At 69.6% G+C, this 25,481-nt stretch carries 29 protein-coding genes; 12 read left to right on the top strand and 17 right to left on the bottom strand.

Features of this window, described 5'->3' with window-relative positions:
- The first annotated feature begins 44 nt into the window (after positions 1-44).
- Positions 45-1,085 carry an NAD(P)-dependent alcohol dehydrogenase gene (locus ACIQF0_RS34350; protein WP_401036594.1) on the top strand — a complete coding sequence of 347 codons (1,041 nt, stop codon included), beginning with the start codon at positions 45-47 and terminating at the stop codon, positions 1,083-1,085.
- A gap of 18 nt (positions 1,086-1,103) precedes the next feature.
- Here the strand turns inward: ACIQF0_RS34350 and ACIQF0_RS34345 are convergent, their stop codons facing one another.
- Positions 1,104-1,475: a MerR family transcriptional regulator gene (locus ACIQF0_RS34345; RefSeq protein ID WP_401036592.1), complete on the bottom strand. Its 372-nt coding sequence runs from the start codon at positions 1,473-1,475 to the stop codon at positions 1,104-1,106.
- A 60-nt stretch (positions 1,476-1,535) separates the two neighbouring features.
- Between ACIQF0_RS34345 and ACIQF0_RS34340 the strand changes: the two genes are divergently transcribed.
- Positions 1,536-2,585 carry an alkene reductase gene (locus ACIQF0_RS34340; protein ID WP_401036590.1) on the top strand — a complete coding sequence of 350 codons (1,050 nt, stop codon included), beginning with the start codon at positions 1,536-1,538 and terminating at the stop codon, positions 2,583-2,585.
- On the opposite strand, the gene ACIQF0_RS34335 is transcribed toward ACIQF0_RS34340, so the two are convergent.
- Positions 2,576-3,163, bottom strand: coding sequence for a TetR/AcrR family transcriptional regulator (locus ACIQF0_RS34335; RefSeq protein ID WP_401036588.1), 588 nt, complete (start codon positions 3,161-3,163; stop codon positions 2,576-2,578). The genes ACIQF0_RS34340 and ACIQF0_RS34335 overlap by 10 nt on opposite strands.
- A gap of 94 nt (positions 3,164-3,257) precedes the next feature.
- Here ACIQF0_RS34335 and ACIQF0_RS34330 point away from each other — a divergent pair, with 94 nt between their 5' ends.
- Positions 3,258-3,638 carry a nuclear transport factor 2 family protein gene (locus tag ACIQF0_RS34330; protein ID WP_401036585.1) on the top strand — a complete coding sequence of 127 codons (381 nt, stop codon included), beginning with the start codon at positions 3,258-3,260 and terminating at the stop codon, positions 3,636-3,638.
- On the top strand, positions 3,635-4,432 hold the full coding sequence (locus ACIQF0_RS34325; RefSeq protein WP_401036583.1) for an ergot alkaloid biosynthesis protein: 798 nt from the start codon (positions 3,635-3,637) through the stop codon (positions 4,430-4,432). The genes ACIQF0_RS34330 and ACIQF0_RS34325 overlap by 4 nt, the downstream gene beginning before the upstream one ends.
- Here the strand turns inward: ACIQF0_RS34325 and ACIQF0_RS34320 are convergent.
- The 7 genes from ACIQF0_RS34320 to ACIQF0_RS34290 form a co-directional block, all read right to left on the bottom strand.
- Complete coding sequence (locus ACIQF0_RS34320; RefSeq protein WP_401036581.1) at positions 4,410-4,928, bottom strand: pyridoxamine 5'-phosphate oxidase family protein; 519 nt, start codon at positions 4,926-4,928, stop codon at positions 4,410-4,412. The genes ACIQF0_RS34325 and ACIQF0_RS34320 overlap by 23 nt on opposite strands.
- 37 nt (positions 4,929-4,965) lie before the next feature.
- On the bottom strand, positions 4,966-6,282 hold the full coding sequence (locus ACIQF0_RS34315; protein ID WP_401036579.1) for a hypothetical protein: 1,317 nt from the start codon (positions 6,280-6,282) through the stop codon (positions 4,966-4,968).
- 48 nt (positions 6,283-6,330) lie between these two features.
- Positions 6,331-7,833 (bottom strand): beta-xylosidase, encoded by a 1,503-nt coding sequence (locus ACIQF0_RS34310; RefSeq protein WP_401036578.1) that lies wholly within the window; start codon positions 7,831-7,833, stop codon positions 6,331-6,333.
- 133 nt (positions 7,834-7,966) lie between these two features.
- On the bottom strand, positions 7,967-8,194 hold the full coding sequence (locus ACIQF0_RS34305; protein WP_401036576.1) for a hypothetical protein: 228 nt from the start codon (positions 8,192-8,194) through the stop codon (positions 7,967-7,969).
- Between the two features lie 50 nt (positions 8,195-8,244).
- Positions 8,245-9,033 (bottom strand): phosphotransferase family protein, encoded by a 789-nt coding sequence (locus ACIQF0_RS34300; RefSeq protein ID WP_401036573.1) that lies wholly within the window; start codon positions 9,031-9,033, stop codon positions 8,245-8,247.
- Positions 9,033-9,677, bottom strand: a complete 645-nt coding sequence (locus ACIQF0_RS34295) for a response regulator (RefSeq protein WP_401036570.1) — start codon at positions 9,675-9,677, stop codon at positions 9,033-9,035. The genes ACIQF0_RS34300 and ACIQF0_RS34295 overlap by 1 nt, the downstream gene beginning before the upstream one ends.
- Entirely contained in the window at positions 9,668-10,792 is a 1,125-nt protein-coding gene (locus ACIQF0_RS34290; RefSeq protein WP_401036567.1) for a sensor histidine kinase, read from the bottom strand. Before ACIQF0_RS34290 ends, ACIQF0_RS34295 begins: the two co-directional genes overlap by 10 nt.
- A gap of 163 nt (positions 10,793-10,955) precedes the next feature.
- Between ACIQF0_RS34290 and ACIQF0_RS34285 the strand changes: the two genes are divergently transcribed.
- Complete coding sequence (locus ACIQF0_RS34285; RefSeq protein ID WP_401036565.1) at positions 10,956-11,597, top strand: DedA family protein; 642 nt, start codon at positions 10,956-10,958, stop codon at positions 11,595-11,597.
- 562 nt (positions 11,598-12,159) lie between these two features.
- Here ACIQF0_RS34285 and katG read toward each other — a convergent pair.
- The 3 genes from katG to ACIQF0_RS34270 form a co-directional block, all read right to left on the bottom strand.
- A complete protein-coding gene (katG, locus tag ACIQF0_RS34280) occupies positions 12,160-14,391 on the bottom strand; it encodes a catalase/peroxidase HPI (protein WP_401036562.1) in 2,232 nt (743 codons plus the stop codon).
- Positions 14,392-14,409: 18 nt separating this feature from the next.
- Positions 14,410-14,844: a Fur family transcriptional regulator gene (locus ACIQF0_RS34275; RefSeq protein WP_090068208.1), complete on the bottom strand. Its 435-nt coding sequence runs from the start codon at positions 14,842-14,844 to the stop codon at positions 14,410-14,412.
- A gap of 67 nt (positions 14,845-14,911) precedes the next feature.
- Positions 14,912-16,306, bottom strand: a complete 1,395-nt coding sequence (locus tag ACIQF0_RS34270; protein ID WP_401036559.1) for a PLP-dependent aminotransferase family protein — start codon at positions 16,304-16,306, stop codon at positions 14,912-14,914.
- Here ACIQF0_RS34270 and ACIQF0_RS34265 point away from each other — a divergent pair.
- From ACIQF0_RS34265 to ACIQF0_RS34250, 4 genes are read left to right on the top strand one after another with little or no spacing between them, the layout of a single operon-like run.
- Positions 16,305-17,261: a DMT family transporter gene (locus ACIQF0_RS34265; protein WP_401036557.1), complete on the top strand. Its 957-nt coding sequence runs from the start codon at positions 16,305-16,307 to the stop codon at positions 17,259-17,261. The two genes, ACIQF0_RS34270 and ACIQF0_RS34265, sit on opposite strands and share 2 nt — an antisense overlap.
- Positions 17,225-17,767 carry a DUF6939 family protein gene (locus tag ACIQF0_RS34260; RefSeq protein ID WP_401036556.1) on the top strand — a complete coding sequence of 181 codons (543 nt, stop codon included), beginning with the start codon at positions 17,225-17,227 and terminating at the stop codon, positions 17,765-17,767. The genes ACIQF0_RS34265 and ACIQF0_RS34260 overlap by 37 nt, the downstream gene beginning before the upstream one ends.
- 44 nt (positions 17,768-17,811) lie before the next feature.
- Positions 17,812-18,159 (top strand): MmcQ/YjbR family DNA-binding protein, encoded by a 348-nt coding sequence (locus ACIQF0_RS34255; protein ID WP_401036553.1) that lies wholly within the window; start codon positions 17,812-17,814, stop codon positions 18,157-18,159.
- On the top strand, positions 18,156-18,515 hold the full coding sequence (locus tag ACIQF0_RS34250; RefSeq protein WP_401036550.1) for a VOC family protein: 360 nt from the start codon (positions 18,156-18,158) through the stop codon (positions 18,513-18,515). Before ACIQF0_RS34255 ends, ACIQF0_RS34250 begins: the two co-directional genes overlap by 4 nt.
- On the opposite strand, the gene ACIQF0_RS34245 is transcribed toward ACIQF0_RS34250, so the two are convergent.
- From ACIQF0_RS34245 to ACIQF0_RS34230, 4 genes are all read right to left on the bottom strand, one after another.
- The gene (locus ACIQF0_RS34245) at positions 18,506-19,663 is read right to left on the bottom strand and encodes a hypothetical protein (RefSeq protein ID WP_401036548.1); all 1,158 of its coding nucleotides are present in this window, start codon (positions 19,661-19,663) and stop codon (positions 18,506-18,508) included. The two genes, ACIQF0_RS34250 and ACIQF0_RS34245, sit on opposite strands and share 10 nt — an antisense overlap.
- Positions 19,660-21,129 (bottom strand): WXG100 family type VII secretion target, encoded by a 1,470-nt coding sequence (locus ACIQF0_RS34240; RefSeq protein ID WP_360039873.1) that lies wholly within the window; start codon positions 21,127-21,129, stop codon positions 19,660-19,662. Before ACIQF0_RS34240 ends, ACIQF0_RS34245 begins: the two co-directional genes overlap by 4 nt.
- Before the next feature lie 7 nt (positions 21,130-21,136).
- A complete protein-coding gene (locus ACIQF0_RS34235; protein WP_360039876.1) occupies positions 21,137-21,634 on the bottom strand; it encodes a YbaB/EbfC family nucleoid-associated protein in 498 nt (165 codons plus the stop codon).
- Positions 21,635-21,707: 73 nt separating this feature from the next.
- Positions 21,708-22,517 carry a tat pathway signal sequence gene (locus tag ACIQF0_RS34230; RefSeq protein WP_401036545.1) on the bottom strand — a complete coding sequence of 270 codons (810 nt, stop codon included), beginning with the start codon at positions 22,515-22,517 and terminating at the stop codon, positions 21,708-21,710.
- Between the two features lie 206 nt (positions 22,518-22,723).
- Here ACIQF0_RS34230 and ACIQF0_RS34225 point away from each other — a divergent pair, with 206 nt between their 5' ends.
- From ACIQF0_RS34225 to ACIQF0_RS34215, 3 genes are read left to right on the top strand one after another with little or no spacing between them, the layout of a single operon-like run.
- Positions 22,724-23,146 carry a hypothetical protein gene (locus ACIQF0_RS34225; RefSeq protein WP_401036543.1) on the top strand — a complete coding sequence of 141 codons (423 nt, stop codon included), beginning with the start codon at positions 22,724-22,726 and terminating at the stop codon, positions 23,144-23,146.
- A gap of 53 nt (positions 23,147-23,199) precedes the next feature.
- Positions 23,200-23,367: a helix-turn-helix transcriptional regulator gene (locus tag ACIQF0_RS34220; RefSeq protein WP_401036811.1), complete on the top strand. Its 168-nt coding sequence runs from the start codon at positions 23,200-23,202 to the stop codon at positions 23,365-23,367.
- Positions 23,368-23,417: 50 nt separating this feature from the next.
- Positions 23,418-24,308 carry an NAD(P)-dependent alcohol dehydrogenase gene (locus tag ACIQF0_RS34215; RefSeq protein WP_401036541.1) on the top strand — a complete coding sequence of 297 codons (891 nt, stop codon included), beginning with the start codon at positions 23,418-23,420 and terminating at the stop codon, positions 24,306-24,308.
- Here the strand turns inward: ACIQF0_RS34215 and ACIQF0_RS34210 are convergent.
- Positions 24,266-25,447, bottom strand: coding sequence for an amidohydrolase family protein (locus tag ACIQF0_RS34210; protein WP_401036539.1), 1,182 nt, complete (start codon positions 25,445-25,447; stop codon positions 24,266-24,268). The two genes, ACIQF0_RS34215 and ACIQF0_RS34210, sit on opposite strands and share 43 nt — an antisense overlap.
- Between the last annotated feature and the right edge of the window lie 34 nt (positions 25,448-25,481).

The following is a 25,481-nucleotide window of genomic DNA, read 5'->3' as shown; positions in this document are numbered from 1 at the left end:
AGCGGCGCAGTGTCTACATCGACACGACAACGAGGAGAAACCTGATGAGCACCGTCGCTGCCTACGCCGCTCCAGCACCCAAGGCACCGCTGGAGCGCACCACCATCGAGCGTCGCGCGGTCGGCGCGCACGACGTTCTGATCGACATCAAGTTCGCCGGCATCTGCCACTCCGACATCCACCAGGTCAACGAGGGCTGGGGCCAGGGCATCTTCCCGATGGTCCCCGGCCACGAGATCGCCGGCGTGGTCGTCGAGGTCGGTTCCGAGGTCACTCGCCACGCCGTCGGCGACCGGGTCGGCGTCGGCTGCATGGTCGACTCGTGCCGTGAGTGCGAGTTCTGCCTGCGCGGGCTGGAGCAGTACTGCGCGAACGGCAACACCATGACCTACAACGGCGTCGACCGCCGCGGCGACGTCACCTACGGCGGCTACTCGCAGCAGATCGTGGTCGACGAGAACTACGTCGTGCGCATCCCGGACGCGCTCCCGCTCGACGTGGCCGCGCCGCTGCTGTGCGCGGGCATCACGCTCTACTCGCCGCTCAAGCACTGGGGCGTCGCACCGGGCAAGAAGGTCGCCGTCGTCGGCCTGGGCGGGCTCGGCCACATGGGCGTCAAGATCGCCGCCGCGCTCGGCGCCGAGGTCACCGTGCTGTCGCAGTCGTTGCGCAAGAAGGACGACGGGCTCAAGCTCGGCGCCCACGACTACCGCGCCACCAGCGACCCGGCCACGTTCACGGAGCTGGCCGGCAAGTTCGACGTGATCGTCTCCACGGTGTCCGCGCCGCTGGACTTCACCGCCTACCTCGGGCTGCTCAAGACCGACGGCGCCCTGGTGAACGTCGGCGCGCCGGAGGAGCCGATCTCGATCAACCTGTTCGGGCTGCTCGGCGGCCGCAAGACGCTGGCCGGTTCCATGATCGGCGGCATCGCGGAGACCCAGGAGATGCTGGACTTCTGCGCCGAGCACGGCCTCGGTTCGGAGATCGAGCTGATCAACGCCGACCAGATCAACACCGCCTACGACCGCGTGCTGTCGAGCGACGTGCGGTACCGGTTCGTGATCGACACCGCCACGATCTGACGTGTGCGCCGTGCCCGCTCAGCTGGGCGGGCACGGCACCCCGGTCGCGTAGGCCTTCGTGGCACCCGCGATCACCGCGTCGAGCTGCAGGAGCGTCTCCTGCAGCTCTTCGATCTGCTTCACCACCGACGACCGGTGCCCGTGCAGCTTGGCCAGCACCTCCGGCGCCGCGACCCCCGTGACCACGCACGGCAGCATCTCCAGGATGGACGCGCTGGAGATCCCCGCGGCGTAGAGCTGCTGGATCAGCTTGACCCGGCCGACGGCGTTCTCGGCATAACGCCGTTGCCCACTTCCGGTGCGTTCGGAAGCGAGAAGGCGCTGCTCTTCGTAGTAGCGCAACGCGCGCACGCTCACGCCCGTGCGTTCCGCGAGCTCACCGATCCGCATTGAGACCTCCGCCACAAAACCTACCTCTGACGTCAACGTCAGGTTTCTACCTTAGCTCTCATGCTGCTCACGAGCTACGAACTCGGAAACCTGACCCTGCCGAACCGCCTCGTCATGGCGCCGATGACCCGCGCACGGGCCGTTGACGGCAAACCGACCGAGGCCACGGCCACCTACTACGCCCAACGCGCCACGGCCGGGCTCATCGTCACCGAAGGCGTGCACCCGAACGAGGTCGGCCAGGCCGGTCCGTTCATGCCCGGCGTCCACAACGACGAGCAGGTCGCGGCCTGGCGGGTGGTCACCGACGCCGTGCACGCGAACGGCGGCCGCATCTTCGCCCAGCTCATGCACGGCGGCCGCATCGGCCACGCCGAGGTCGCCGGGCACCACCCCGTCGGTCCGTCGGCGATCGCGGCCGGCACCGACGTGTTCACCCCGACCGGCATGAAGCCCGCACCGGTGCCGCGAGCGCTGTCGGCGGCCGAGGTCGCCGACCAGGTCCAGGCGTTCGGTGACGCGGCGCGCAAGGCCGTCGACGCCGGGTTCGACGGGGTCGAGCTGCACGGCGCGAACGGCTACCTGATCCAGCAGTTCCTGTCCTCCAGCGCGAACGAGCGCACGGACGGCTACGGCGGCTCGATCAGCGGCCGCATCCGGTTCGCCGTGGAAGCCGTCGAAGCGGCCGTGGACGCCATCGGCGCGGACCGCGTCGGCATCCGGCTCTCACCGGGCGGCGAGATCCAGGGCATCGTCGAGGAGAACGTGCCCGCGCTCTACGGCGAGCTGCTGAAGGCGTTGCCGGACATGGCTTACATCCACGTGCTCGCGACCGTGGACGACGAGCGGCTGATGGAGTTGCGCAAGGCGTGGCCGAGCGCGTTCATCCTCAACCCCGGCGGCCAGATCGGCCCGAACGAGAGCACGCAGGAGCAGGGGGAGCGCTGGCTCGCCAACGGCGCCGATCTGATCAGCTACGGCCGCGCGTACATCGGCAACCCCGACCTCGTCGAACGGTTCCGCCAGGGCCTGCCGCTCGCGAGCTCCGACCAGGAGACCTGGTTCCAGGCGCCCACGGGTTACGTCGACTACCCCGCCCATCAGCACTGAAGCGCGCGCAGCAGGTGGTCGACGAGCCGTTCGAGGTAGTCGGGCTCGACCTCGGCCCGCCGGACCGACAGCCGCCAGTAGACCGGGGCCGCGACCAGGTCCAGGGCGATCTCGAAGTCCAGATCCGCCGGTAGCTCGCCCCGGTCGACCGCCCGCCGCAGCGTGACGGCGCCGAGCGCGCGCCGGGGTTCGCCGATCGTCGCCGCGATCGCGTCGGACAACGCCGGCGTGCGGACGGCCTCGGCGGTGAGGTCGGGCAGGATCGTGGCGAACCGGGGGTGCGTCAGCCAGTCGTGCACGGCCGTGACCGTGGCCAGCAGATCGCCGCGCAACGACCCGGTGTCCGGCACCTCGGCCAGTGGCACGGAGAACTCCGACAGCGCCGCGACCACCATGTCCTGTTTGGACGGCCACCGCCGGTACAGCGCGCTCTTGCCGACCTCCGCGCGCTTGGCCACCGCCTCCATCGACAGCCGGCCGTAGCCGTGCAGGGCGAGCTCGTCGAACACGGCGTCGGTGATCGCCTGCGTCACCTGGGGCTGCAGGACGGCGGCGCCGGTCGGGGTGCGCTTGGTCATGACGCACATCATAGGACTGGACGAGACGGTCCCGTCCCGCCTAACGTTGTGGACGGGACGGGACCGTCTCGTCCACTTCTTTCGGAGGGCTTCCGTGGATCTCATCCCGAGGGCACTGCACCTGCTGCTGGACAAGGACATGATCGGGTTCGCCGGACTGTGGGCCGAGGACGGCGTGATGGAGTTCCCGTTCGCCCCGCCCGGCTGGCCGGCTCGGGTGGAGGGGCGCGCCGCGATCGAGGACTACCTGCGCGACTACCCGAAGATGCTCGACATCCAGGGCTTCCCGAAGCAGGTCGTGCACCAGAGCACCGACCCGGACGTGCTCATCGCCGAGTTCGACGCCGAGGGTGTCGTGGTCGCGACGGGCGAGCCCTACCGGGCCTCGTACATCGCGGTCATCACGACCCGCGACGGCGAGATCGTGAGCTACCGCGACTACTGGAACCCGCTGCTCGCGCAGGAACTGGCATGACCGCGTTGATCATCGGTGGCACCGGGACGACCGGCAGCCGCCTCGTCTCGCTGCTGCCCGACGCCCGCGTCGCGACCAGGAAACCGGTGCGGCCCGGCCAGGTCCGGTTCGACTGGGACGTGCCGGCGACGTTTGAGAACGCGCTGGAGGGGATAGATCGTCTTTACCTGATCCCCCCGGTCGGCGTCGTCGACCCCGCGCCGGTGGTCGAGTCGCTGCTCACTCGAGCGCGGCTCGTGCGGCGAGTGGTACTGCTGAGCTCGTCCGCGGTGCCGGAGAGCGCCACGGGGATGGGCGCTCTCCCGGCGCTCGTGCGCGCCAGGCCGGAATGGGCGGTGTTGCGGCCGTCGTGGTTCATGCAGAACTTCACCGGCGACCACCTCGTCGCCCAGGGAGTCCGGTCCGGCGAGATCGTCACCGCCACCGGGGACGGCAGGATCGGGTTCATCGACGCCGCCGACATCGCCGCGGTGGCCGCGCGGGCGTTGACGGATCCGTTGCCGCACAACACCGATCACCTGATCACCGGCCCCGAGGCGCTCAGCTACGCCGACGCCGCCGCGATCATCACCGAGGTCACCGGGAAGCCCGTGCGGCACCGTTCGGTGAGCACCGGGGAACTGGCCGAACGGATCGCGTCGGTGCTGCCGAAGGAGTTCGCCGTTCTTCTCGCCGCGCTCGACGAGGACATCCGCGGCGGTGCGGAGGACCGGGTCACCACGACCGTCGAGGACGTGACGGGCAGGCCCGCCCGGTCGTTCCGCGACTTCGTCAGGCGAACGTCCAGCGAGTAGCGCCGGCCGGCTCCACGGTGGCCACGGAGTGCGCGCTGCGCAACGTGATCCGGTAGACGTACCAGGGACCCGCGCCGCCGCTCGGTGCCATGAAGGGCGCGGTGAACGCCGCGCCCTCGCGCTGCGCGGGCCAGCCCGACTCGCGGTACCTCGCGGCGACCCTGTCCAAAGTGGACTCGTCGCCGACCAGGTGCGCGTCGCCCTCCAGCACGAGGTCCATTCCGGTCAGCCGCACCGCGATCGTGCAGGCCGGGTTCTCCGCGAGGTTGCGCGACTTGCGGGTGTCCAGCCCGCTCACGAAGAACAGGGTGTCCTCGAACCAGATCGCGCCGATGCCGACCGAGTGCGGCCTGCCGTCCGGTCGCACGGTGTTCAGGAAGAACGGCACGTCCTTCGCCGCGGACTCGGTGGCGAGCAGATCCCGCGCCTTGCTCCACGGCAGAGCCGCGTTGCCGTAGCGGTCGAGGTTGCGGGTCTCAATCGTCGAGTTCGTCATGCAACTACGTCGAACGAGGATCCGCGTTTTCGACGAGTCAGCGCACCGATTCGCACGGAACGATGAAGAACCAGTCGTCCGGCGCGTGCTCCAGCCGTGCCTCCGTCGCTCCCGCGGCGCATTTCGCACGGGCGTTCGCGAGGCTCTCGTCCCACGGAACGCCCCTGAGCACCGTCTCCGGCTCCCGCAGGTAGGCGAAGACGCTGACCACCACGAGGAATCCGATCAGGTAGCGGCTCCCGGCGACCACCGCGCGTTCCCAGGTCTTCGCCGGCGTCGCGTCGAGGCCCACGAAGATCGCGGTGAACAGGAACAGGCACGGCGCGATGCTGTAGCGCTGCGCGGCCATCACCACGTCCTCCGCCTGCACCTGCAGGACCTGCGTCCAGTTCAGCACCAGGCACGCGACGATGAGGATCACGCTGTAGGCGAGCGCGACCAGCGCGAGCGTTCGCCCGACCCGGTCACCGAACCGCAGCCCCGCCGCGATCGGCACGGCGGCGGCCAGCAGCGAGCCGAGGATCAGCAGGTTGCCCATCGCCGGGTAGAGCTCGCCGACCCGTTCGGATCCCGTGAACGCCACCACGGGCACCCGCAGCAGGCTCGCCAGCAGCACCTGCACCGGGTCGACCTCGTCGTGCGAGTACGGCGTGCGCGACGCGAACAGCATCGTCAGCCCCTGCACGACCAGTCCGGCGAGGAACGCGATCGGCACCTCCCTGCGCGGCTGGAAGAGCCGCAGGAGCGCGATCGGCGCCAGGACGAACACCAGCGGGCTGGACAGGGCGGCGAGGACCACGAACAGCGCGACCGGCACCCGTGGGGCGTTGCGCCACAACAACGCCCAGAAGGCGCCGTAGAGCAGGAACCAGTGCAGGTTCGCCATGTTGTTCAACGTCTCGGAGTTGCCCGCCGGCAACACGATGACGAGCGCCGCCAGCGCGAACCGCATCGGCGCCGACTTCAGGTACGCCTTCGAGGCCGCGAACGTGATCAACGCGATGAGCGCCCGCAGCACCGCGGCGCAGACCGCGAACCCCACCGCCGTCCACTCCAGCGGCAGCAGCGCGACCAGTTGCGCGACCAGGCGCGGCAGCATGTGCAGGTAGCCGCCGTACGGGTCGGTCAGGTTCGACAGCACGGGCGAGCGCACGGCGTCGACCATGAACCGGGCGCCGTCCTCGGCCCACAGGTGGTCGAGCCGGGACCAGCCGGCGGGGATGAGCAGCAGGAACGCCATCGCGGCGACGAACCCGCCGAGCATGCCCAGCCAGGTCAGTTCGTGCCGCGGTTCGTCCGGCACCGGCAGCACGCTGTCCGCGAGCGCCCTGGGCCGTTCCGCCGTCAATGCCACCAGTCGGTCCCCCGTGTCCGATTCGAAGCCAGGGGAGAACGTAGCCGGTCAGGGCCGGACGAGGTCCGGCAGGCGCTCGTAGGCGGCCCACTGCTCCGCGGACACCGTGCTGATCTGGGACGAGTTCAGCGACGCGAGCTCGGTCGAGTTGACCACCCACAGCTTGCCGTCGAGCAGCAGCCCGACCGCGCCGTCCGGGTTGCTCACCGCGGGCGCGCCGGCCGGGACCTTGGCCGTGAGCTTGAACGAGTCGACGCCCTGCGGACGGGTGCCGAGCACGCCGCGGGAGAACTTCTCGGCCACCGAGCGACGTTCGAACCGCATCAGGTTGCCGCCCGCGACGACGTCGAGCGTGCGTTCCGGGGACGGCACCGCGAAGCCGTTGAGGACCCTCGCCTCGGCCGCGGTGGCGCATCCCCTGATGCCCCGCACGTCCATGCCGAAGTGGGAGATGTTCGTCGGTCCCGCCGGGCCTTCGACGGTGCCGCGCAGCACGTCGATCGCGACTCGGCCGCACGGGTCCTTGGCGTTGATCGGCGCGTGGCCCTCCGGCGTGCGCAGGAGGCCGGGGCCTTCCCTCCACGGGCCGGGGATCAGCACCGGTTCGAACGGGTGGCGGGTGAAGTCCCTGTTCCAGAAGGTGATGGTGGTGCCGTTGTCGGTCTCGTGGGCGATGGCGAACGACGACACCGCGTCGATCCACATCCAGTCCGAGCTGAACGCCTCGACCACCGACCGGGTGCGCGGCCCGTTGTTCGACGTCACCGGCTTGAAGCCCTGCTTGCCGAGCGCCTCGACGCCCTTGGCGAACGTCGGGTCCTTCGAACGCAGCACGTACTGCCCGGCGCCGTTCTGGTGCGAGGCGAGGCCGGTGGTGTCGGTGAACATCAGGTACACCCAGCCGTCGAGGTAGATCGCCGACTGCTGGCCCGCGCCGTAGGTGTTGTCGCGGATGATGTCCCCGGCCGGGCCGAGGATCGACTGGCCGCCGTTCTCGCGCGTCCAGGTGATGCCGTCCTTGCTGGACGCGACGCCCGCCGAGCTGCCGTTCGCGTGGTTGTCCCGCGACGCGCCCGTGTAATACATGTAATAGACGTCGCCGATCTTGATCACCGACGGGTCGCACGTGTGCATGGCGTCGAAGCTGCCGCCGCTGCCGGAGAACACCGGGACCGCCGTCGAGAACGGTCCACCGACGCCAGGGCCCTCGCTGTAGAGGATGTCGTCGCCGCCGGGAGGGGCCGCGCTCAGCTGGCTGCACCACCAGGCGCGCACCTTGCCGCCGTCGAGCATCACGGCGGGCGCGTAGTTGTACGGCGCGTCACCGGCCCCGGCGATCACCGTGCCACCGCTCTGGCGGTTGTTGTCGATCGCGAGCTTGAGGTTGTCCCTGGGCGGCGGTGCCGGTGCAGGGTCCTTCGACGACGTGGGCTTCTTCTGGTCGGACGGTGCTCCGACCGGGTCGCCGACCGCCGCGTTGGTGCACGCCGTGACCGCACTGACCAGCGCGAGCGCAGCGAGTAACGCGAGAGGCCGACGACTCAGGGACACTCACCCATCATAGTGATCAAGTCCTCCGTACGGGTGAAGTGCGTTGGCGCAAACCCATTCATGTCCTCTCAATTAGCCCTTCTCGACGCCGTGAAAAGCGCGATTCCGCTGCCCAAGTGCCCAATTCCGGCGATCAAAGGCGCTGGCGGAGAGGTCTCGGTGTTAGCCGGTCTTCGTGGGTGGAACGCGAGTGGCGATACCAGGTCGTGAGGCGTTCGGTGATCGGCGGCTGACCGGCTGGGCCGGGCTGCTGCGGTAGGGCTGAGCAGGACGAATCCAGGGTCGGCGTGAGGTCGTCGAGCCTGTCGCCGGGCCCGTGGAACCCGGCGACCGTCTCGGCGTTGGTGAGGGTGGTCTTCACGTCTGTGACGGTGAGCACACCCGCGTCTTTGGTCCGGCGTGCTGTGGGTCCTAGCTGGCCGGCGGGTGTTCGCGGACCGCGCAGCGGCGGCGGAACCAGGCGAGGAACTTCGCCGGGTCGCCGGCCTGCCGGAGTGCGGACACCGCGCCGGTGAGCGGGAACATCGCGGCGTGCGTGCGCGCCCGTTCGTAGTCGGCGGGCCGGACCCGTTTGACCAGCGGCCAGCCGTAGCTGGCGAACGCCGCCGCGTCGAGAGCCGGATCGCCGGCGCAGGCGAAGTCCCAGTCGATGATTCCGCTGACCTTTCCGTTGTGCCAGCGCAGGTTCACCGGTGCCAGGTCGCCGTGCACGAATCCCGTTGCCTCCGGCAGGTCCGCGAACCGTTGCAGGACCTGGGAGGCCTGGTCGCGTTCGTCGGCGTCGAGCAGCGGGAACACCAGCTCGGTGATCTCCTCCGCTGTTCGCCGGCCGCCCGCGTGGTGCAGTGGTTCGTCCAGCAGGGCACCGAGTTCGGCGTCCGGCTTCACCGCCGCGAGCGCGTCCAGCACCTCGCGGACGGCCTCGTCGCTCGCGGTCTCCGCGGGCTCGCCGGGCAGGTAGGAGAGGACGACGTGGGCCTGGCCGAGCGGCAGGTCGAGCCGGTCCTCGAGGACCTCCGGCACGGCGAACGGCAGGTCGAGCCGCGAGATCCGGCGGAGTGCCCGCGCGCGACGCCTCGCGTCCGTGAGGTCTCTGCGGGGGAACCGGGCGACCCACTTCCCTTGCGCCACAACGGCATCGTTGAACGTGCCGCGCGCCAGCACCGCGCCCGGCGTCCTGAGCAGGTCGTCGATCGTCATCAGCTGCCCAGGTAGCGGACGACGGCCATCACGCGGCGGCTCACTCCGGACGAACCGGAGAGACCGAGCTTGTCGAAGATGGCGTTGATGTGTTTCTCCGCGGCGCTCTGCGAGATGTGCAGCTGGGTGGAGATGCTGGCGTTCGTGAGGCCTTGGGCCATCAGTTCGAGGACGTCCTTCTCCCTCGCCGTCAGCGTTTCGAGCGGGTCGACGTGGGTGGTTCTGGTCAGCAGCCTGCGCACGACCTCCGGGTCGAACGCCGCGCCGCCCGCAGCGACCCTGTCCAGCGCCTCCAGGAACTCGTCCACCTGCGCCACGCGATCTTTGAGCAGGTAGCCGACCTTGCCGCCGGTGCTGGTGATCAGCTCGGTGGCGTAGCGGTTCTCGACGTACTGGGACAGCACGAGGACGCTGACCTCCGGCCACCGTTCGCGGATCTCCAGCGCGGCGCGCATGCCGTCGTCCTTGTGGTCCGGCGGCATCCGGACGTCGGTGACCACGATGTCCGGCCGGTGTTCCTCGGTGGCCTTGACGAGCTCCGGCGCGGTGCCGACGGCGGCCACGACGTCGTGCCCCTCCTCGGCGAGCAACCGGATCAGGCCCTCGCGCAGCAGCGTCGAGTCCTCGGCCAGGATCACTCGCACGGCAACCTCGCGTAGATCGTGGTGGGACCGCCTTCAGGGCTGGTCACCTCGAACGTCCCGTCCACCGCCTTGACCCTCCTGGCCAGCCCGGACAGCCCGGTGCCGGTGGGATCCGCGCCGCCGAAGCCGTCGTCCCACACCATCACCGTGATGTCGGCGGGCGTCGGCCACACCGAGATCTCCACGACCGTCGGATCGGCGTGCTTGGCCGCGTTGTTGACCGCTTCGGACGCCACGAAGTAGATCACCGTCTCCAGTGCCGTGCCCGGCGACGCCTTGAGCTCGTTGCTGATCTCCACGCGCACGCTCGACCGCTCCGCCAGCACCTCGAGCGCCGTGTCCAGCCCCGAGTCGTCGAGCACGGCGGGGTAGACGCGGGTGGCGACCTCGCGCAGTTCGTCGATGGCCTCGCCCGCCGTGAGGTGCGCCTGCTGCAACAACTCCTGCAGCTGCTCCTCACCTTTGGCCCGCCGAGCCCGGCCGATCAGCATGCCGAGCGCGACGAGCCGCTGCTGAACGCCGTCGTGCAGGTCGCGCTCGATGCGCCGGCGCTCGTCGTCGATCGCCTCGATCACCTCTGCCCGCGTGCTCGTCAGCTCCGCGACCCTTTGCCGCAGCAGCGTCTGCTGGCTCGTCCCGAGCAGCGCGGTGGCGAGCCAGCGGTCCAGCACCGCCACCCCGACCACCCCGGCCGTCGTCACGAAGATGACCAGCGCACCCGGAATCGCCACCAGCGCGATCAGTGCGAGGGTGACGCGATCCCCGTCCTCGACGAGGCCCCAGTCGCCGTCGAAGAGCCACGCCGTGACCATCGAGATCGCCACGGAGTACCAGAACGCCAGCATCCAGATCACGCCCGCGCCGAGCGCGCCGACCAGCCACCGCACCGCGAGGTAACGACGGCATCCCTTTCGCGTCAACGGGTTCGTGTGCACGGCCCGGTCGAACCGCGCGATGCGGCTCAACTCGTACTCGGTCTGCCGGACCACACCCACGTCGACGGCCGCGGCGGCGAGACCCAGCAGCCCCGTCACCGACCCGATCGCGAGCCCGGCGAGCATCCGGAACCAGCCGCGCACCAGCGAACCCGCACTGAGCTGCCCCTCCTGATGCACATTCGCCACCGTACTGGCCCGTTCCGCCATCGGCATTGCGGTTTACCGCAGTATCGCCCTGCGGTTTCCCCCACGATTCCCAACGGACAACCTCATGGCCCCACCGCTTTCCCATTCCTAACGTGGACCCCGACCGAATTCACCGTTCCCGAGGGGAAATCCAATGCTGGCTGAATGGGCCGTCTCGCTGATGGAATCACTGGGAGGCGTGGGCGCGGCCGTGGTCGTGGGCCTCGACAACCTGTTCCCGCCAATCCCGAGCGAACTGGTGCTGCCCCTGGCCGGCTTCTCCGCGAGCAGAGGCGTGTTCAGCCTGCCGGCGGCCCTGTTCTGGACCACGCTGGGCTCCGTGGCGGGAGCCGTCATCGTCTACCTGGCGGGCATGCTCCTGGGCCGCACCAGAACCCGCGCCCTGGTGGCCCGAATCCCACTGGTCCGCGTAACGGACTTCGACAAAACCGAAGCCTGGTTCACCCGCCACGGCACCAAGGCCGTGTTCTTAGGACGAATGGTGCCGCTGTTCCGCAGCTTCATCTCTTTGCCCGCGGGCGTGGAACGCATGAACTTCCCGAAGTTCCTCGCGCTCACCACGCTGGGCAGTCTGATCTGGAACACCATCTTCGTGGGCGCCGGATACCTGCTGGGCGAGAACTGGCACCAAGTCGAGTCCTACGCGGGAATCTTCCAGAAGCTGGTGATCGCCGCGGTAGCCGTCGCCGTCACGCTCTTCGTCGTCACTCGGCTGCGTCAGCGCGCGTCGGGCGACCCGGAGGCGACGGCAGTCTTACCGCGCGTGAAGCGATAACGCCGCCGCGCACCGCGACCACGCTGCCGCGCACCGCGACCACGCTGCCGCGCACGGCGACCGCGCCCCGATCGCGCGTTGCCGCGCATGGCGACCGTGCTGCCGCGTACGGCGACCACGCTGCCGCGCACGGCGACCACGCTGCCGCGCACGGCTACCGCGCCCCGATCGCGTTGCCGCGCCACGCATTCCGGCGAGGCCGTGTCAGCGTCGTTTCGCACTGCGACCGCCACGTGTCTCGTGCCGCTTCACGCCGTGCCGCTTCACGCCGTGCCGCTTCACGCCGTGCCGCTCCACACCGTGCCGCCGCACACCGCGCCACCCAACACTGCACGGCCCACACCCCGACCGCGTTGCCACGCAACGCAATCCGGAGGGGCCGTGTCAGCAGCTCAGCCCGGCGCCCAGCCGATTCCGTTGGCAGGCCACCACATCGGCGACCCCGCCCGCGCCCCAGACCCGCCAACCCAAGCGACTCCCGCCCGGTCCAGGTCGCGCCCCGCCGAACACGAAGGTGCCCCAGGCCGGGGGAGTTGGCCTGGGGCACCTGGGAGGGGCTGGATCAGACGTCGTAGCGGTCCGCGTTCATGACCTTGTTCCACGCGGCGACGAAGTCCTGGACGAACTTCGCGGCGGCGTCGTCACTCGCGTAGACCTCGGCGATGGCGCGCAGCTCGGAGTTCGAGCCGAACACCAGGTCGTTGCGGGTGCCGGTCCAGCGGACGGCGCCGGTGGTGCGGTCGCGGCCCTCGAAGTTCTCCTGGTCCTCGGTGACCGACTTCCACTCCGTCTCCATGTCGAGGAGGTTCACGAAGAAGTCGTTGGTCAGGGTCTCCGGCTTGGCCGTGAGCACGCCCGCGGCCGAACCGCCGTGGTTGGCGCCCAGCACGCGCAGGCCGCCGACCAGCGCGGTCAGCTCCGGGGCGGAGAGACCGAGCAGGTTCGCCTTGTCGACGAGGAGGTACTCCGACGGCAGCGGGTGGCCCTTGCCGCGGTAGTTGCGGAAACCGTCGATCGTGGGCTCCAGGACGGCGAACGACTCGGCGTCGGTCTGCTCCTGGGTGGCGTCGACGCGGCCCGCGAGGAACGGCACCTCGACGTCGTGGCCCGCGGCCTTGGCGGCCTGCTCGATCGCCGCGGCGCCGCCGAGGACGATCAGGTCGGCCAGCGAGACCTTCTTGCCGCCGGTCTGCGCCGAGTTGAACGCCTCCTGCACGCCTTCCAGCGTGCGCAGGACCTGCGCGAGCTGGTCCGGCTCGTTGACCTCCCAGCCGCGCTGCGGCTCGAGGCGGATGCGGGCGCCGTTGGCGCCACCGCGCTTGTCGCTCTGGCGGAACGACGAGGCCGAGGCCCACGCGGTCTTGACGAGCTGCGAGACCGAGAGGCCGGACTCGAGGATCTTCGCCTTCAGCGACGCGACGTCGTCAGCGGAGACGACCTCGTGGTCGACGGCCGGCAGGCGGTCCTGCCAGATCAGCTCCTCCTGCGGCACCTGCGCGCCGAGGTAGCGCTGGATCGGGCCCATGTCGCGGTGGGTCAGCTTGAACCACGCGCGGGAGAACGCGTCGGCGAACGCCTCGTGGCTCTCCGCGAACTTGCGCGAGATCGGCTCGTAGATCGGGTCGAAGCGCAGCGCGAGGTCGGTCGTCAGCATCTGCGGCGTGCGGTTGAGCGTGCCGTCCTCGGGGTCCGGCACCGTGTTGGCGCCGGCGCCGTCCTTCGGCTTCCACTGGTGCGCGCCGGCCGGGGACTTGGTGAGCTCCCACTCGAACGCGAAGAGGTTCTTGAAGAACAGGTTCGTCCACTTGGTGGGCTGCTGCGTCCAGGTCACCTCCAGGCCGGAGGTGATGGCGTCACGGCCCTTGCCGCTGCCGTGCGTGCTGATCCAGCCGAAGCCCTGCGCGTCGATCGCGGCACCCTCGGGCTCCGCGCCGACGAGGTCGGGGTCGCCCGCGCCGTGCGCCTTGCCGAAGGTGTGGCCGCCGGCGATGAGCGCGACGGTCTCCTCGTCGTTCATGCCCATGCGGCCGAACGTCTCGCGGATGTCGCGGGCGGAGGCCAGCGGGTCCGGGTTTCCGTTGGGGCCCTCGGGGTTGACGTAGATCAGACCCATCTGGACGGCCGCGAGCGGCGACTCCAGGTCGCGGTCACCGCTGTAGCGGGCGTCGCCGCCGAGCCACGTGGTCTCCGGGCCCCAGTAGACGTCCTCGTCCGGCTCCCACACGTCCGCGCGGCCGCCGGCGAAGCCGAAGGTCTCGAAGCCCATGGTCTCCAGCGCGCGGTTGCCCGTGAAGATCATGAGGTCGGCCCAGGAGACCTTCTTGCCCCACTTCTTCTTCACCGGCCACAGCAGACGGCGGGCCTTGTCCAGGTTGCCGTTGTCCGGCCAGCTGTTGAGCGGCGCGAAGCGCTGCATGCCCGCACCGGCGCCACCGCGGCCGTCGTGGGTGCGGTAGGTGCCCGCGCTGTGCCACGCCATGCGGATCATGAACGGGCCGTAGTGCCCGAAGTCCGCGGGCCACCAGTCCTTCGACTCCGTCAGCACGGCGTCGACGTCGCGCGCCAGCTCGTCGAGGTCGACGGTCAGGAACTCCTGGCCGTAGTCGAGCGCACCACCGAACGGGTCCGCCTGGACGGGGTGCTTGCGCAGGATCCGCAGGTTGAGCTGGTTGGGCCACCAGTCTCGGTTGCTGCCGCCCTCACTGGGATGGCTGATGCGACCGTGCGCGACCGGGCAGCCGCCGGCCTCCTCCTCGTTCAGGTCTGCCAGCTTGGCGTCAGTGCTGTCGGACACGGGAATCCTTCCGGGTGTTCAGGAACTTTTCGCGGCGGTCGTGCACTCGGGGCACGAGCCCCAGTAGATGACCTCGGCCTCGTCGATGACGAACCCGTGGTCGTCGGATGCGTCCAGGCACGGTGCGTGGCCGACTGCGCAGTCGACGTCGGCGATGGCACCGCAGGATCTGCACACGACGTGGTGGTGGTTGTCCCCGACGCGCGCCTCGTAGCGGGCGACCGAACCCTGGGGCTCGATCTTGCGCAACAGGCCGGCGCCGGTCAGTGCGCGGAGCACGTCGTACACGGCCTGATGGGAGACCGCGCCGAGGTTCTGACGCACGACACCGATGATCGAGTCCGTGTCGGCGTGCGGGTGGGAGTGCACTGCGGACAGCACGGCTATCCGCGGAGCCGTCACCCGGAGCGACGCTCCACGCAACAGGCGCTCGAAATCGGAAGCCGTGGGCACGAACGCCACCCTGCCGTCTTTTCTGGAATGAGTCAAGTTAATGAACGATGCAGTTCACCCGAAGCGGTCACCGCCGTACGGCGAACACGGCGTCGGCCAGCCGCCGCACGCCCTCGGCGAGCACGTGCTCGGGTGCGCCGCCGTAGGTCAAACGAAGAAAACTGCCCGGCGGTTCAGCGGCGAACCACGGCCGCCCCGGGAACACCACGACATCGCGCGCCGCGGCGGCCGTCGTCAGCTCCAGGTCGTCCACGCCGTCCGGCAACGTCGCCCACAGGTGCAGGCCACCGGACGACTTCGCGAGCGCGAACTCCGGCAGGTGTTCGCCGATCGCCTGCGTCAGAGCGTCACGCCTGGACCTCAAGGACTGCTGGAGGGTGCGCAGGTGCCGCCGCCAGACCGGGGACGTCACGAAGTCGATCGCCGCCTCCTGCAACGGCCCCGCGACGTACAGGTCCTGCCGGGACCGGGTGTTCTTCAGCCGGGTCCCCGCCGGGCCGCGGGCACCGATCGCGGCGACGCGCAGTCCGGGCGCGGCGACCTTGGTGAGCGAGCGGACGTAGACGACGTGGCCGTCGGTGTCCTGCGAGACCAGCGTCGGCGGTGCGGTGCCGTCGATGGTGAAGCCGCGCGCCCAGTCGTCCTCGACGAGGAACGCGCCCATGCGGCGGACGATCCGCATCACCTCGGCACGGCGTTCGTCGGACAGCACGGCGCCGTGCGGGTTCGCGTGCAACGGCTGGCAGTAGAAGACCTTCGCGCCGGTGCGTTCGAATGCGGCCTGGAGCAGGTCCGGCCGCACACCGTCCTGATCCGCCGGCACCGGAACGACCTTGAGTCCGGCGTCGCGCGCCGCCGCGATCGCGCCGAGATAGGTGGGCGACTCGACCAGCACGGCGTCGCCGCGGTCGCCGAGCCCGCGGAACACCGTCGCGAGCGCTTCCTGGGCGCCCGCGCACACCGTGATGTCGCCGGCCCTCAGGTCACCGCCGGCCTCTTTCGCGAACCACGCCCGCAGCTCTTCCTTGCCCTCGACGGGAACGCGTCCCCACGACGCCGGTCGCCGCGCCGCGCGGCTCAGCGCGGCACCGAGTGCGTCGGTGGGCTGCAGTTCAGGGTCGAGATAGCCGCTGGTCAGCGGGATGGCCTCGGGTTTCGGCACCGCGACGAGGTTCGCCACCAGGTCCTCGCCCGGCCTGCCCTCGCCGAGCGCGACGGCCTGCCACGACAGGTCGCGGCCGACCGCGGTCGGCCGCGCGGCGACGTAGCTGCCGCGGCCGGGCCGCACCTCGACCAGTCCCTCGGCGGCGACGCGCTGGATCGCCTGCTGGACCGTCGCGGGCGAGGCCCGGTGCCGCGCCATGAGATCGCGCACCGAGGGCATGCGGTCACCGGCCCGGCCGGAACGTGCCGCTGCTCTCAGCTCCTCGATAACGCGGACGGCTGCGTTATCCTCATTCATGAGAGCCAAGAGTAACGTTATCCTGCCGGCGGGGGTAACACTGGGCGCGCTCGGCGTCCTGGGGTTCAGCTACTCCCTGCCCGCGACCCGCCTGGCAGTGGCGGGACTGGACCCGTGGTTCGTCGCGTTCGGGCGCGCTCTGGTCGCAGGCGTCCTGGCGATCGCCTACCTGGCGTTATCGCGGGCGCCGCGCCCGTCGGCATCGCAGATCCGCCGCCTGGTCGTCGTGGCCGCGGGCATCGTGATCGGATTCCCGCTCTTCACGTCGTTGGCGCTCACCACCCAGACCTCGGCCCATGGCGCCGTCGTGATCGCCGTGCTGCCGATGTCCACCGCGATCTGGGCCGTCCTGCGCGCCTCCGAACGCCCGCCCATCGCGTTCTGGCTCGCCAGCGGCGCCGGCCTGCTCGCGGTGCTGGCGTTCGTGGCCACCGGCGGCGGCCTCTCCGGTTCGCTGAGCCTGGCCGACGTCTACCTGCTGGTCGCCGTTGTGTTGTGCGGCTTGGGTTACGCCGAGGGAGGCGCGCTCTCCCGCGAACTGGGCGGCGCCAGGACGGTCTGCTGGGCGCTGGTCGTCTCGCTGCCCGTGACGATCCCGGTTTCCTTGTACACAGCGGACTTCTCGCGCGCAGACGGCGTCGTGTGGCTCAGTTTCGCCTACGTGTCACTGATCTCGATGTTCCTGGGCTTCTTCGCCTGGTACGCGGGCCTGGCCGCGGGCGGCGTGGCCAAGATCGGCCAGATCCAGCTGGCCCAACCGGTTCTGACGCTCATGTGGTCGGCGCTGGTCCTGAGCGAACCGGTCGGCTGGCAGGCTCTCGCCACCGCGGCCGTCGTGCTCGTCTGCGTCGTGCTGACCCAGCGCAGCCGCGTGCCCAGCAGCCAAAAATTGTCAGACCCTCCTGCCATCCTCGACCCATGCCGATCGAAGTCGCGAGCAAGCGACGCAAGCTGAAGCGCCCGGACGCGGTGGTCATCGACGTGACCTCCCGCGGTCCTGATCCGTGGGTGCGCTTCAGCCCGTTCTACCCGCACGGCCAGATCCCGGTGCCGTTGTCGCCCGGCGTGACGAGCGAGTCCGTCGAAGGCCTGTGGCAGGCCCTGAAGGTCTTCGAGGGCGCCGATGTCGATCCGTCGAAGCTCGCGGTGACGTCGATGAAGGGCCTGAAGCGCACGGTCCGCCGCTTCGGTCAGGTCCGGGGGCATCGTGCGGGCCTGGCCGGCGAGCGCCTGCTCGACTACCGCACGGCCCGGCAGGAGATCTACTTACCGGCCTACCGCTGGGTCCTGGAGCACCGGCTGCGGGAGGAGGTCGCGCGGCTGCACGAGTTGGCCGAGTCCTCCGACGTCGTGCTGCTCGACTACACGACCAACGGCGACGTCGAGGATCTCGGCACGCCGCTGTCCCACGCCGCCCTGATCGCCGACCACCTGAGGAGGCTCACCGCGCACGCGTCCTGAAAGCCGGATTTATACTTTCCGCTCTTCGGCTTTGGGGGTCGGCAGTGGCGACAACGAACAAGCAGCTCTTCAAGACCTTGTACGGGCTCCCCGAGGTGCAGCGGTCGTCCGGGCAGCAGTACGACTCGTTCCGGGTGCGGGGCAAGTTGTTCGGCTACTACTGGCCGCGCACGCAGACGGTCGGGCTGAAGCAGACGCTGTCCGAGCAGCTGGCACTGGTCGCGGAACGGCCCGACGTGTTCGAGGTGCAGTTCACGGCCGGCGGCTTCGGCTGGGTCGTGGTGTACCTCGAAGGCATCGAGGCGGACGAGATGAGGGAACTGGTCTTCGAGGCGTGGCGGTTGTCGGCGCCGGAGGAACTCGTCGCCCAGGTGCCGGATCTCGCGCGATGACCAGGGTCAAGTTCGAGTTGCCGGCTGACGATCTCGGGCGCGCGACGGCCTTCTACCGCGACGTGTTCGGGTGGTCGGCGCAGCAGTTGCCGTTCGACTACGTGCTCGTCGACACCGACGGCGCGCCCGTCGACGTCAGCGACGCCGATGGCGGGATCTCGCCGCGGACCGAGTTCGTGCGGGGGCCCGTGCTGATCATCGACGTGTCGAGCGTCGACGACGTGGCGCGGAAGGTCGAGGAAGCCGGTGGCGTGGTGCTCAACGCCAAGGAACGCGTGGGGGATTTCGGGTTCTCTCAGTACGTCAAGGACAGCGAGGGCAGTGTGCTCTGCCTGTGGGAGTCGATTCAGGACTGACGGCGCACGGCGAGCGACGAGCCGTCCGCGAACGTCAGCCTGACGACCGGCCGTGCGGGCAGGCTTGCTCCCACGCAAGGGGTTTCCAGCGATCGCACGGCGCCGCTGGGGATCTCGGCGAACGTCGTGAACACGCTGGAAGGCTTGGCCTCGAACAGATGCGTCGGGTAGACCACGGCCACGCGCTGGTCGCTCACGGCGAGTCGGGCGTTGCCGCGGCTGAAGGCGAAGTGGTCCGCCAGCGACACGGCGAGGCTCGAGGCGGCGGGCGCGTCGACCCAGTAGCCGAGCGTCGGGTCGTCGGTCCAGTCCTGCGGTGACGGGGGAGCGGGCAGCGGCCACCGCTGCTTGTCCAGTTCCAGCGCGGGCATCGGGCTCGAAGCGGTCAGCGGCAGCTGCACTGAGCCGGCGACGACACCGCCCACGTGGCCGATGACCGGGGGCAGGCCGAGCACGAGGCGTTCGCCGGGGCGCAGCCAGAACTTCGTCAACTCCGAGACGACCACCTCGTCGTCCGCGACAGCAGGGGTCTCCAGCAGGAACTCGAAGCCCGAGCCGTCCACGAAAGTCACCCGGCCAGGCCCGACCGAAGCGATCTGTGCGCGCGGGAACTCCGCCACCACCCGGTAATCCGGCACGGCGACGGGCTCGCCCTCCACGTGCTCGCCGTACTTCCTGCGGTTGTCGGCGAGGATCTTGCCGACCTCGCGGCCGAACCCGATCGCCTTTCCCAGGAACGACTTCTCCGGAGCGACGACCGGCGCGACGTGCCGCTCGGCGATCACCAGCCGGGAGGAGGTCAACGCCCACAGGCGATCCACGCGCGTGCCGGGCTCGAACCGCGCCATCGCCGACGCGGCCAGGGAACCGGCGGAAGGCCCGAACACCAGGTGATCGGCGGCCGGAGCCCTGTCGTCGCCCGAATCACCACCACCGCCCAGCACCGTCAGCGCGAAGTCGCCCACCCCGCGCCCCACGGCGGAGGCACCGCGGGCGAACAGCGAACGGCCCGGTGCGCCGAGCTGGTCGAGGCCGTCGACGGCGTAGTAGAAGGTCCGCCGGTACATCGCCCACACCAGCGCCTCGCCCGCCCGGCAGACCTGCTGCCGGGCGACGTGGCCGGGGCCCAGGAGCTCCGCGAAGATCACTCGTACTCGAATCCTCGGTTCATCGCGTCAGCACGGTCCTCGTCGGAGGACGGGTCCTGACCCTTGTTGTAGCCGTACTTGATGCCCTGCTCGACGGCGAGGCCGGGAGCATTCTCCATGACACCGTTGGTGATGGCGGTCGGCACGTGGGTCGTGCCGCTCAGGCCCGCCGTGCGCAGGCCGGCCTCGGTGAGGTTCGTCGTCAGCGAGTCCGAACCGGGGCCGTCGACGCCGAACCGGCCGGCGAAGCGGTTGCCGGTCTTGGACGCCATCGTCGCCGGGTCGGCCTTGGTGACGATCTTGGCCAGCGGGTTCGCGTCGATCTTGCGCATGAGCCACTTCTCGGCCATGTTGCCGTCGCGCAGGCCCTCGGCCTTCTCGACGAGCTTGCGCAGCGGGCCCTTGCGCAGCGCCTGCAGCAGGTCCTCCAGCTTGTCGATCAGCGGCTTGAGCTTGCCGAGCAGCTGCTTGACCTTCAGGCCCAGGCGCGCCATCGTGCCGCCGACCTGGGCGGTGGTGGCGACGCCCGCGGCGGCCATCGAGGCACCGGCGGTGATCCACGAGGCGGCCAGCGCGGCCAGCCACTCGATGATCAGGCCCATGACCAGCTCTTGCAGGATGTCGATGCAGATCTCGACGAACGCGTCGAACAGGTCGGCGGCCAGCTCCAGCATCTGCTGCAGGCCGCGGATCTCGTTCGAGAACGCCTCCGCGCCCGCGCCGAACTCGTCCATCTGCTTGCGGAACCTGTCGCCCGCCTGCCCGGTCCACGGCTCCGACGTCGCGGCGGCACGGGTCTTCTCGTGCTCGCCGGTCTGCTTCACCCAGTCCGCGACCTTGCCCCAGCCGGCGCCGGTGCTGCGCATCTGCTCCGGGTCGCCGATCGCGGGTTCGAGCACGAGCTCGACGATCGGGCTGATCACGATGCCGATCAGGAACCCGAGGCCGTTGTCGATGAACGACTGGCCGGGGCTCATCACGAACTGCAGCTGCTCCATGCGCGCGTTGACCGCCGCGATGGCCACGTCCGGCGGGCTGCCGGCGCGGGAGATGTCGCCGCTCGTGCTCACCCACGAGCTGCCGTAGCCCGCGTTCTGCTCGAAGTCGCTCTTGCGGTTGCCGTTGCCCGCGCCGTTCAGGTCCGCGAGCGAACCAGGGCCGCCACTGCTGAACTGCTGCAGCCCCTGGTGGATCGCTTCCTCGACGTCGCGGTAGGTCTGCGCCGTCTGGTCGGTGCGCTCGGCCACGCCCTCCAGGAAACCCTTGGCCTTGTTGGCCATCTCCTGGCATTCCTGCAGGCCCTCGAAGTACTTGAACGCCATCAGCTCGCCGAGCGGACCGAAGCAGTCGTCGCTCACGCGTGCCTGGTCGAGCAGGGTCGCCAGCTGTCCGAAGTGGCCTGCGGCCTCCCGCGAACCCTGGCCGTGCGCCGTCAGCGCACCGCCCTGCACCTGAAATCCCGTCATGCCCCCATCACCTCAGGATCGAGTTGCCGCCGAAGTCGTCGTCGTCTGAGACCGGCCTCGGCCTCGGACGGTTCCCGGCAGGCGGTGCGGGCGGCGTCACGTTCTGCGGCACGTACGGCGCCGCGGGAGGCGCGGCATGAGGTGCGGGAGCGTCCGGCACCATCACGGCCGAGTGCGCGCTGAACGCGTCCTTGAACCGCTCGGCCTGATCACCCAGCACGGGCGTCACGGTGTCCTGCAACGCCTGCGCGGCCTGCTGCGTCGCCGCCCTGATGGTGGCGAGGATCTCCTGCTGCAGCTGCGTGTGGCTGTACCTCATCGCGGTCGGCGACAGCTGCAACCCCAGCACCGCCCCCGACGGCGCGACGGTCACGGTGACGGAGCCGTCACCGCTGCGAGCCTGGCCGCGCAGCTCCGCGATCTTGTCCTTGAGCTGGCCCGCCCTGGCGGCCTGCTCCTGGAAAGAGCGGATCTTCTGCTCGATCTGTGCCCTTCTGTCCGGCACGGCGACCCCTTCCCCAGTGTCTGAACAGGTCGCTCACCACCGTAGCAACGCGGTCTGACACCTCACTGACGCTTCAGCGGAAGAGGATGCGGGTGATCTCCGTGTCCGTGGCGCGGCCCTCGTCGTAGGCGCCCTCGCCCTTGAGGTTGTTCATGATCGCGAGCGTGTACCGCGCGTCCTGCCCGACGAACCCGACCGAGTTCATCACCCAGCCGCCCTCTTCCTCCGACCAGCCGTTCTTCGCGCCGGAGTCCGGTCCCCAGACGCCCCACTGCTGCACGGCGCCGACCTGGCGCATCTGCCCGACGATGTACTCGCGGTCGTCGGCGGGGACGCTGTCGAGGATGTAGTTCATCAGGCGGTCGAGGTCGTTCGCGGTGCACTTCTCGAAGCCCCAGTAGGGGAACGTGGCCGTATATCCCTTTTGCGGCACCAAATCGGTCATTCCGTACTTGCCGAACGCCGCGTTGAACGTCGCACCGTTGTACTTCTTCCACAACGAGTCCGCCGCGTCGTCGTCGGACGTGTGCAGCATCGCGTTCATCAGCGAGCGGTCCTCGCCGCTCAGCTTGATCTTGCCGGCGCGGTGGCGCTCCAGCAGGTTCACGACCATCGCGAGCTTGATCGTCGACGCGGTCCACGTCATGTCGCCGGCGTGGTCGTTGCGCCAGGTCGCCCCGTTCTTGCGGTCGCGCAGCACGAAACCGACGGATCCCGGCCTGGTCTCCGCGTAGTCCTGGGCGGCCTTGAGGCGCTTCTGGAAGTCGCACTCGAACCCGCTGTCGGGCAGCGGGCAGACCTCGGGCGTCGCGACCAGAGGCGCTGCCGCAGGCGTGTGGGACGGCGGCTGCGTGCGTGCGGCGGCGGGAGGTTCCGCCGTCACTGCGTGGCCACATGCCGTGAGGGCAAGCGCGCACGCAACAAGGATCGGACGGAGCATGCGCCGCACGCTAATGGGTCCGATCGGAGGTAGTCGACCGCCATACGGACGCGTTGATCACGAAAAGGTTAAGTCAAAGATGTTTGACACGGTGTCTGCTTCGCTTTACCTTGGTGATGTCAGGTTTCTTTGACATCAGGAGCGGGACCATGGCGTTCGAGGAGAAGCGGGCCTGGGCCTTGGCGGTCATCGCCGTGGTCGGTTATGCCGTGTACGTCGGGCTTGTCCTGACTGGAGCGGCAGGCCGTCCGCTGGTCGAGGCGCCGTACATCAGTGCGATGGTGTGGACGATCTCACTCGGAATCGTCGCCGGCATCGTGTCGGGCATCTGGTTCGGCATCGCCTCACGCAACGACGGGCTGCAGGCCGACGAGCGGGATCGCGAGATCGGCCGGATCGCGGACGGCATCGGTCAGTCGTTCGTCGTCATCGGCGGGGTGTCCGCCATGGTGCTCGCGATGCTCGAGGCGCCGTACTTCTGGATCGCCAACGTGCTCTACCTGTGCTTCGTGCTGTCCGCGGTGCTGGGCTCGCTGGCGAAGATCATGTTCTACCGGCGGGGGATGGCGTGAAGCCGACCAAGGTCACGAACTCCATCCGCGCCCTGCGGTTCGCGCACGGCGAGATGAAGCAGGCCGATCTCGCCACGGCCATCGGCGTGACGCGGCAGACGCTGATCGCCATCGAGCAGGGCAAGTACTCGCCCTCGCTGGAGGTGGCCTTCAAGATCGCGCGCGTGTTCGAGGTGTCGCTCGACGACGTGTTCCAGTACCCGGAGGAGGAAGAGCTGTGAAGGCTGTCGTGCAACGAAGATACGGATCGGCGGTGCCAGGTGACCTCGATGTGCCTGTGCCTGGGAACGGTGAGGTTCTGCTGGAGGTGCGGGCGGCGGGCGTCGACATGGGCGTCTGGCACCTGCTCACCGGGAAGCCGTACCTGGTGCGCTTCCTCGGGTTCGGGTTCCGCGGGCCGAAGTCGCCGGTACCGGGCAGGGACGTCGCCGGTGTGGTGAAGGAGATCGGGCCCGGCGTCAGCGAGTTCGCGGTCGGCGACGAGGTGTTCGGCACGTGCGAGGGGTCGTTCGCCGAATACGCCGTCGCGCCGGTCTCGCGGCTGGCTCGCAAGCCGGAAGGCATCTCCTTCACGGAGGCCGCGGCGCTGCCGATCTCGGGCGGGACCGCGCTGCAGGGGTTGCGCGGAGTCCAGCCGGGGCAACGGGTTCTGGTGCTCGGCGCCGGCGGTGGCGTCGGATCGTACGGCGTCCAGATCGCGAAAGCCCTTGGCGCGCACGTGACAGCGGTGTGCAGCACGCGCAAGGTCGAGCTGGCCAGGTCGCTGGGCGCCGACGAGGTCTTCGACTACACGGTCGCTGACTTCACCGGCACGTACGACCTGATCCTCGACTGCGGTGGTGCCAGGCCGTTGTCCAGGCTGCGCGGGGCGACGAACGAGGGCGGCCGGATCGTGCTGGTCGGCGCGGAGACCGGGGGATCGATCACGGGAGGGTTCCACAAGTCGATCGGCGCGTTGCTCCTGAACCCGTTCTCGTCCAGGAAGTTCGTGCCGTTGATGTCGAAGGAACTCGGCGTCGTCTTCGACGAGCTGCGCGTCATGGTCGAGGCGGGCACGCTGAAAGCCCCGGTGGACGAGGTCTTCCCGCTGTCAGAGGCGCTGAACGCGGTGGACCACGTCTACTCTCGGCGGTCGGTCGGCAAGACGGTCGTCGCGATCTGACCACCGATCACCACGGTCGTCACGTGGTGCAACGCCGTGATGTTCCGCATGGGATCTCCTTGCACGGCAATGATGTCAGCATCCCAGCCAGGTCTCAGCACGCCCTTGCTGACGCTCAGCGCCTTCGCCGCCTGGCTGGTGGCACTGGCGAGCACGACCGCGTTCGGAATGCCCGCCTCGATCATGTGACCGAGGGCGTGGGCGGTGATCCCGTGCGGTTTGCCCGCCCCGATCCCGCCATCGGTGCCGGACACCGCCCGAACACCGCGGTCGTGCATGCGGCCCAGGATGTTCAGCTTCGCGGCGATGCTCATCCCGGCGCGTTCGAACGCCTCCTGGACGTGCGGCGGCGGATCCTGCGTGTTGCCGAGGGTGTGGCAGACGGCGATGTCCGCCTCGGCCAGCGCGTCCATCAGCTCCACCGGCATGCGCATTCCTCGATCGGTGAGGCACGTGCAGTGCTCGATGCCGTCCACGCCCGCGGCCACGGCCCGCTGGATCGCGGCCAGGCTGTGCGCGTGGGCGGTCACCGGCAGGCCGTGGGAGTGCGCTTCCTCCACGACCACACGGAGTTCGTGTTCGGTGAACTGACAGTCGTCGACGGCGGTACCGGGCGTCGCGAACCCGCCGCTGGCCATGATCTTGACGACGTCGGCCCGCCGTTCGGCCCGTTCCCGCACGGCACGGCGGAGCGCGTCGTCGCCCGTGGTCTCGCCGCCCATCGACCAGCAGTGCCCGCGCGGGGAGGTGATGGGCGGGCCGGAGGCGAGAACGCGCTGGCGGTGCCTCGAACGCTGGTCGAGCACCGACCAGTTCCGGTCACCGAGATCGCGGACGGTGGTCACGCCGGCCCGCAACTGGCGGTCGAGGCTGTCCTCGATCACCGCGTCCAGGTGTTCGGCGGTGAACTCGGGCAGCCGGTCCAGCGCGCCGTTCTCGCTGTCCGCTCCCAGGTGGACGTGGGTGTCGATCAGTCCGGGCAGGACGGTGGCAGTGCCGAGATCGACGACCTCGGCACCGGCGACGTCCGGATGCCCCTGCTCGACGGCCTTGATCGTCCCGTTCTCGGTGATGACCGTGACGGGTCCCGCGATCGACCGTTCACCGTCGAACGCACGCCCTGCCCGCAGCGCCAGCATCGAGACATTCTGAGCGCCACATGCTGGGAAAGCA

It is taken from the genome of Lentzea sp. NPDC092896 (assembly GCF_044754905.1).
GTDB lineage: Bacteria > Actinomycetota > Actinomycetes > Mycobacteriales > Pseudonocardiaceae > Lentzea.
The sequence above is the reverse complement of the archived record's forward strand: the minus strand, read 5'-3'. Positions and strand labels throughout refer to the sequence as shown.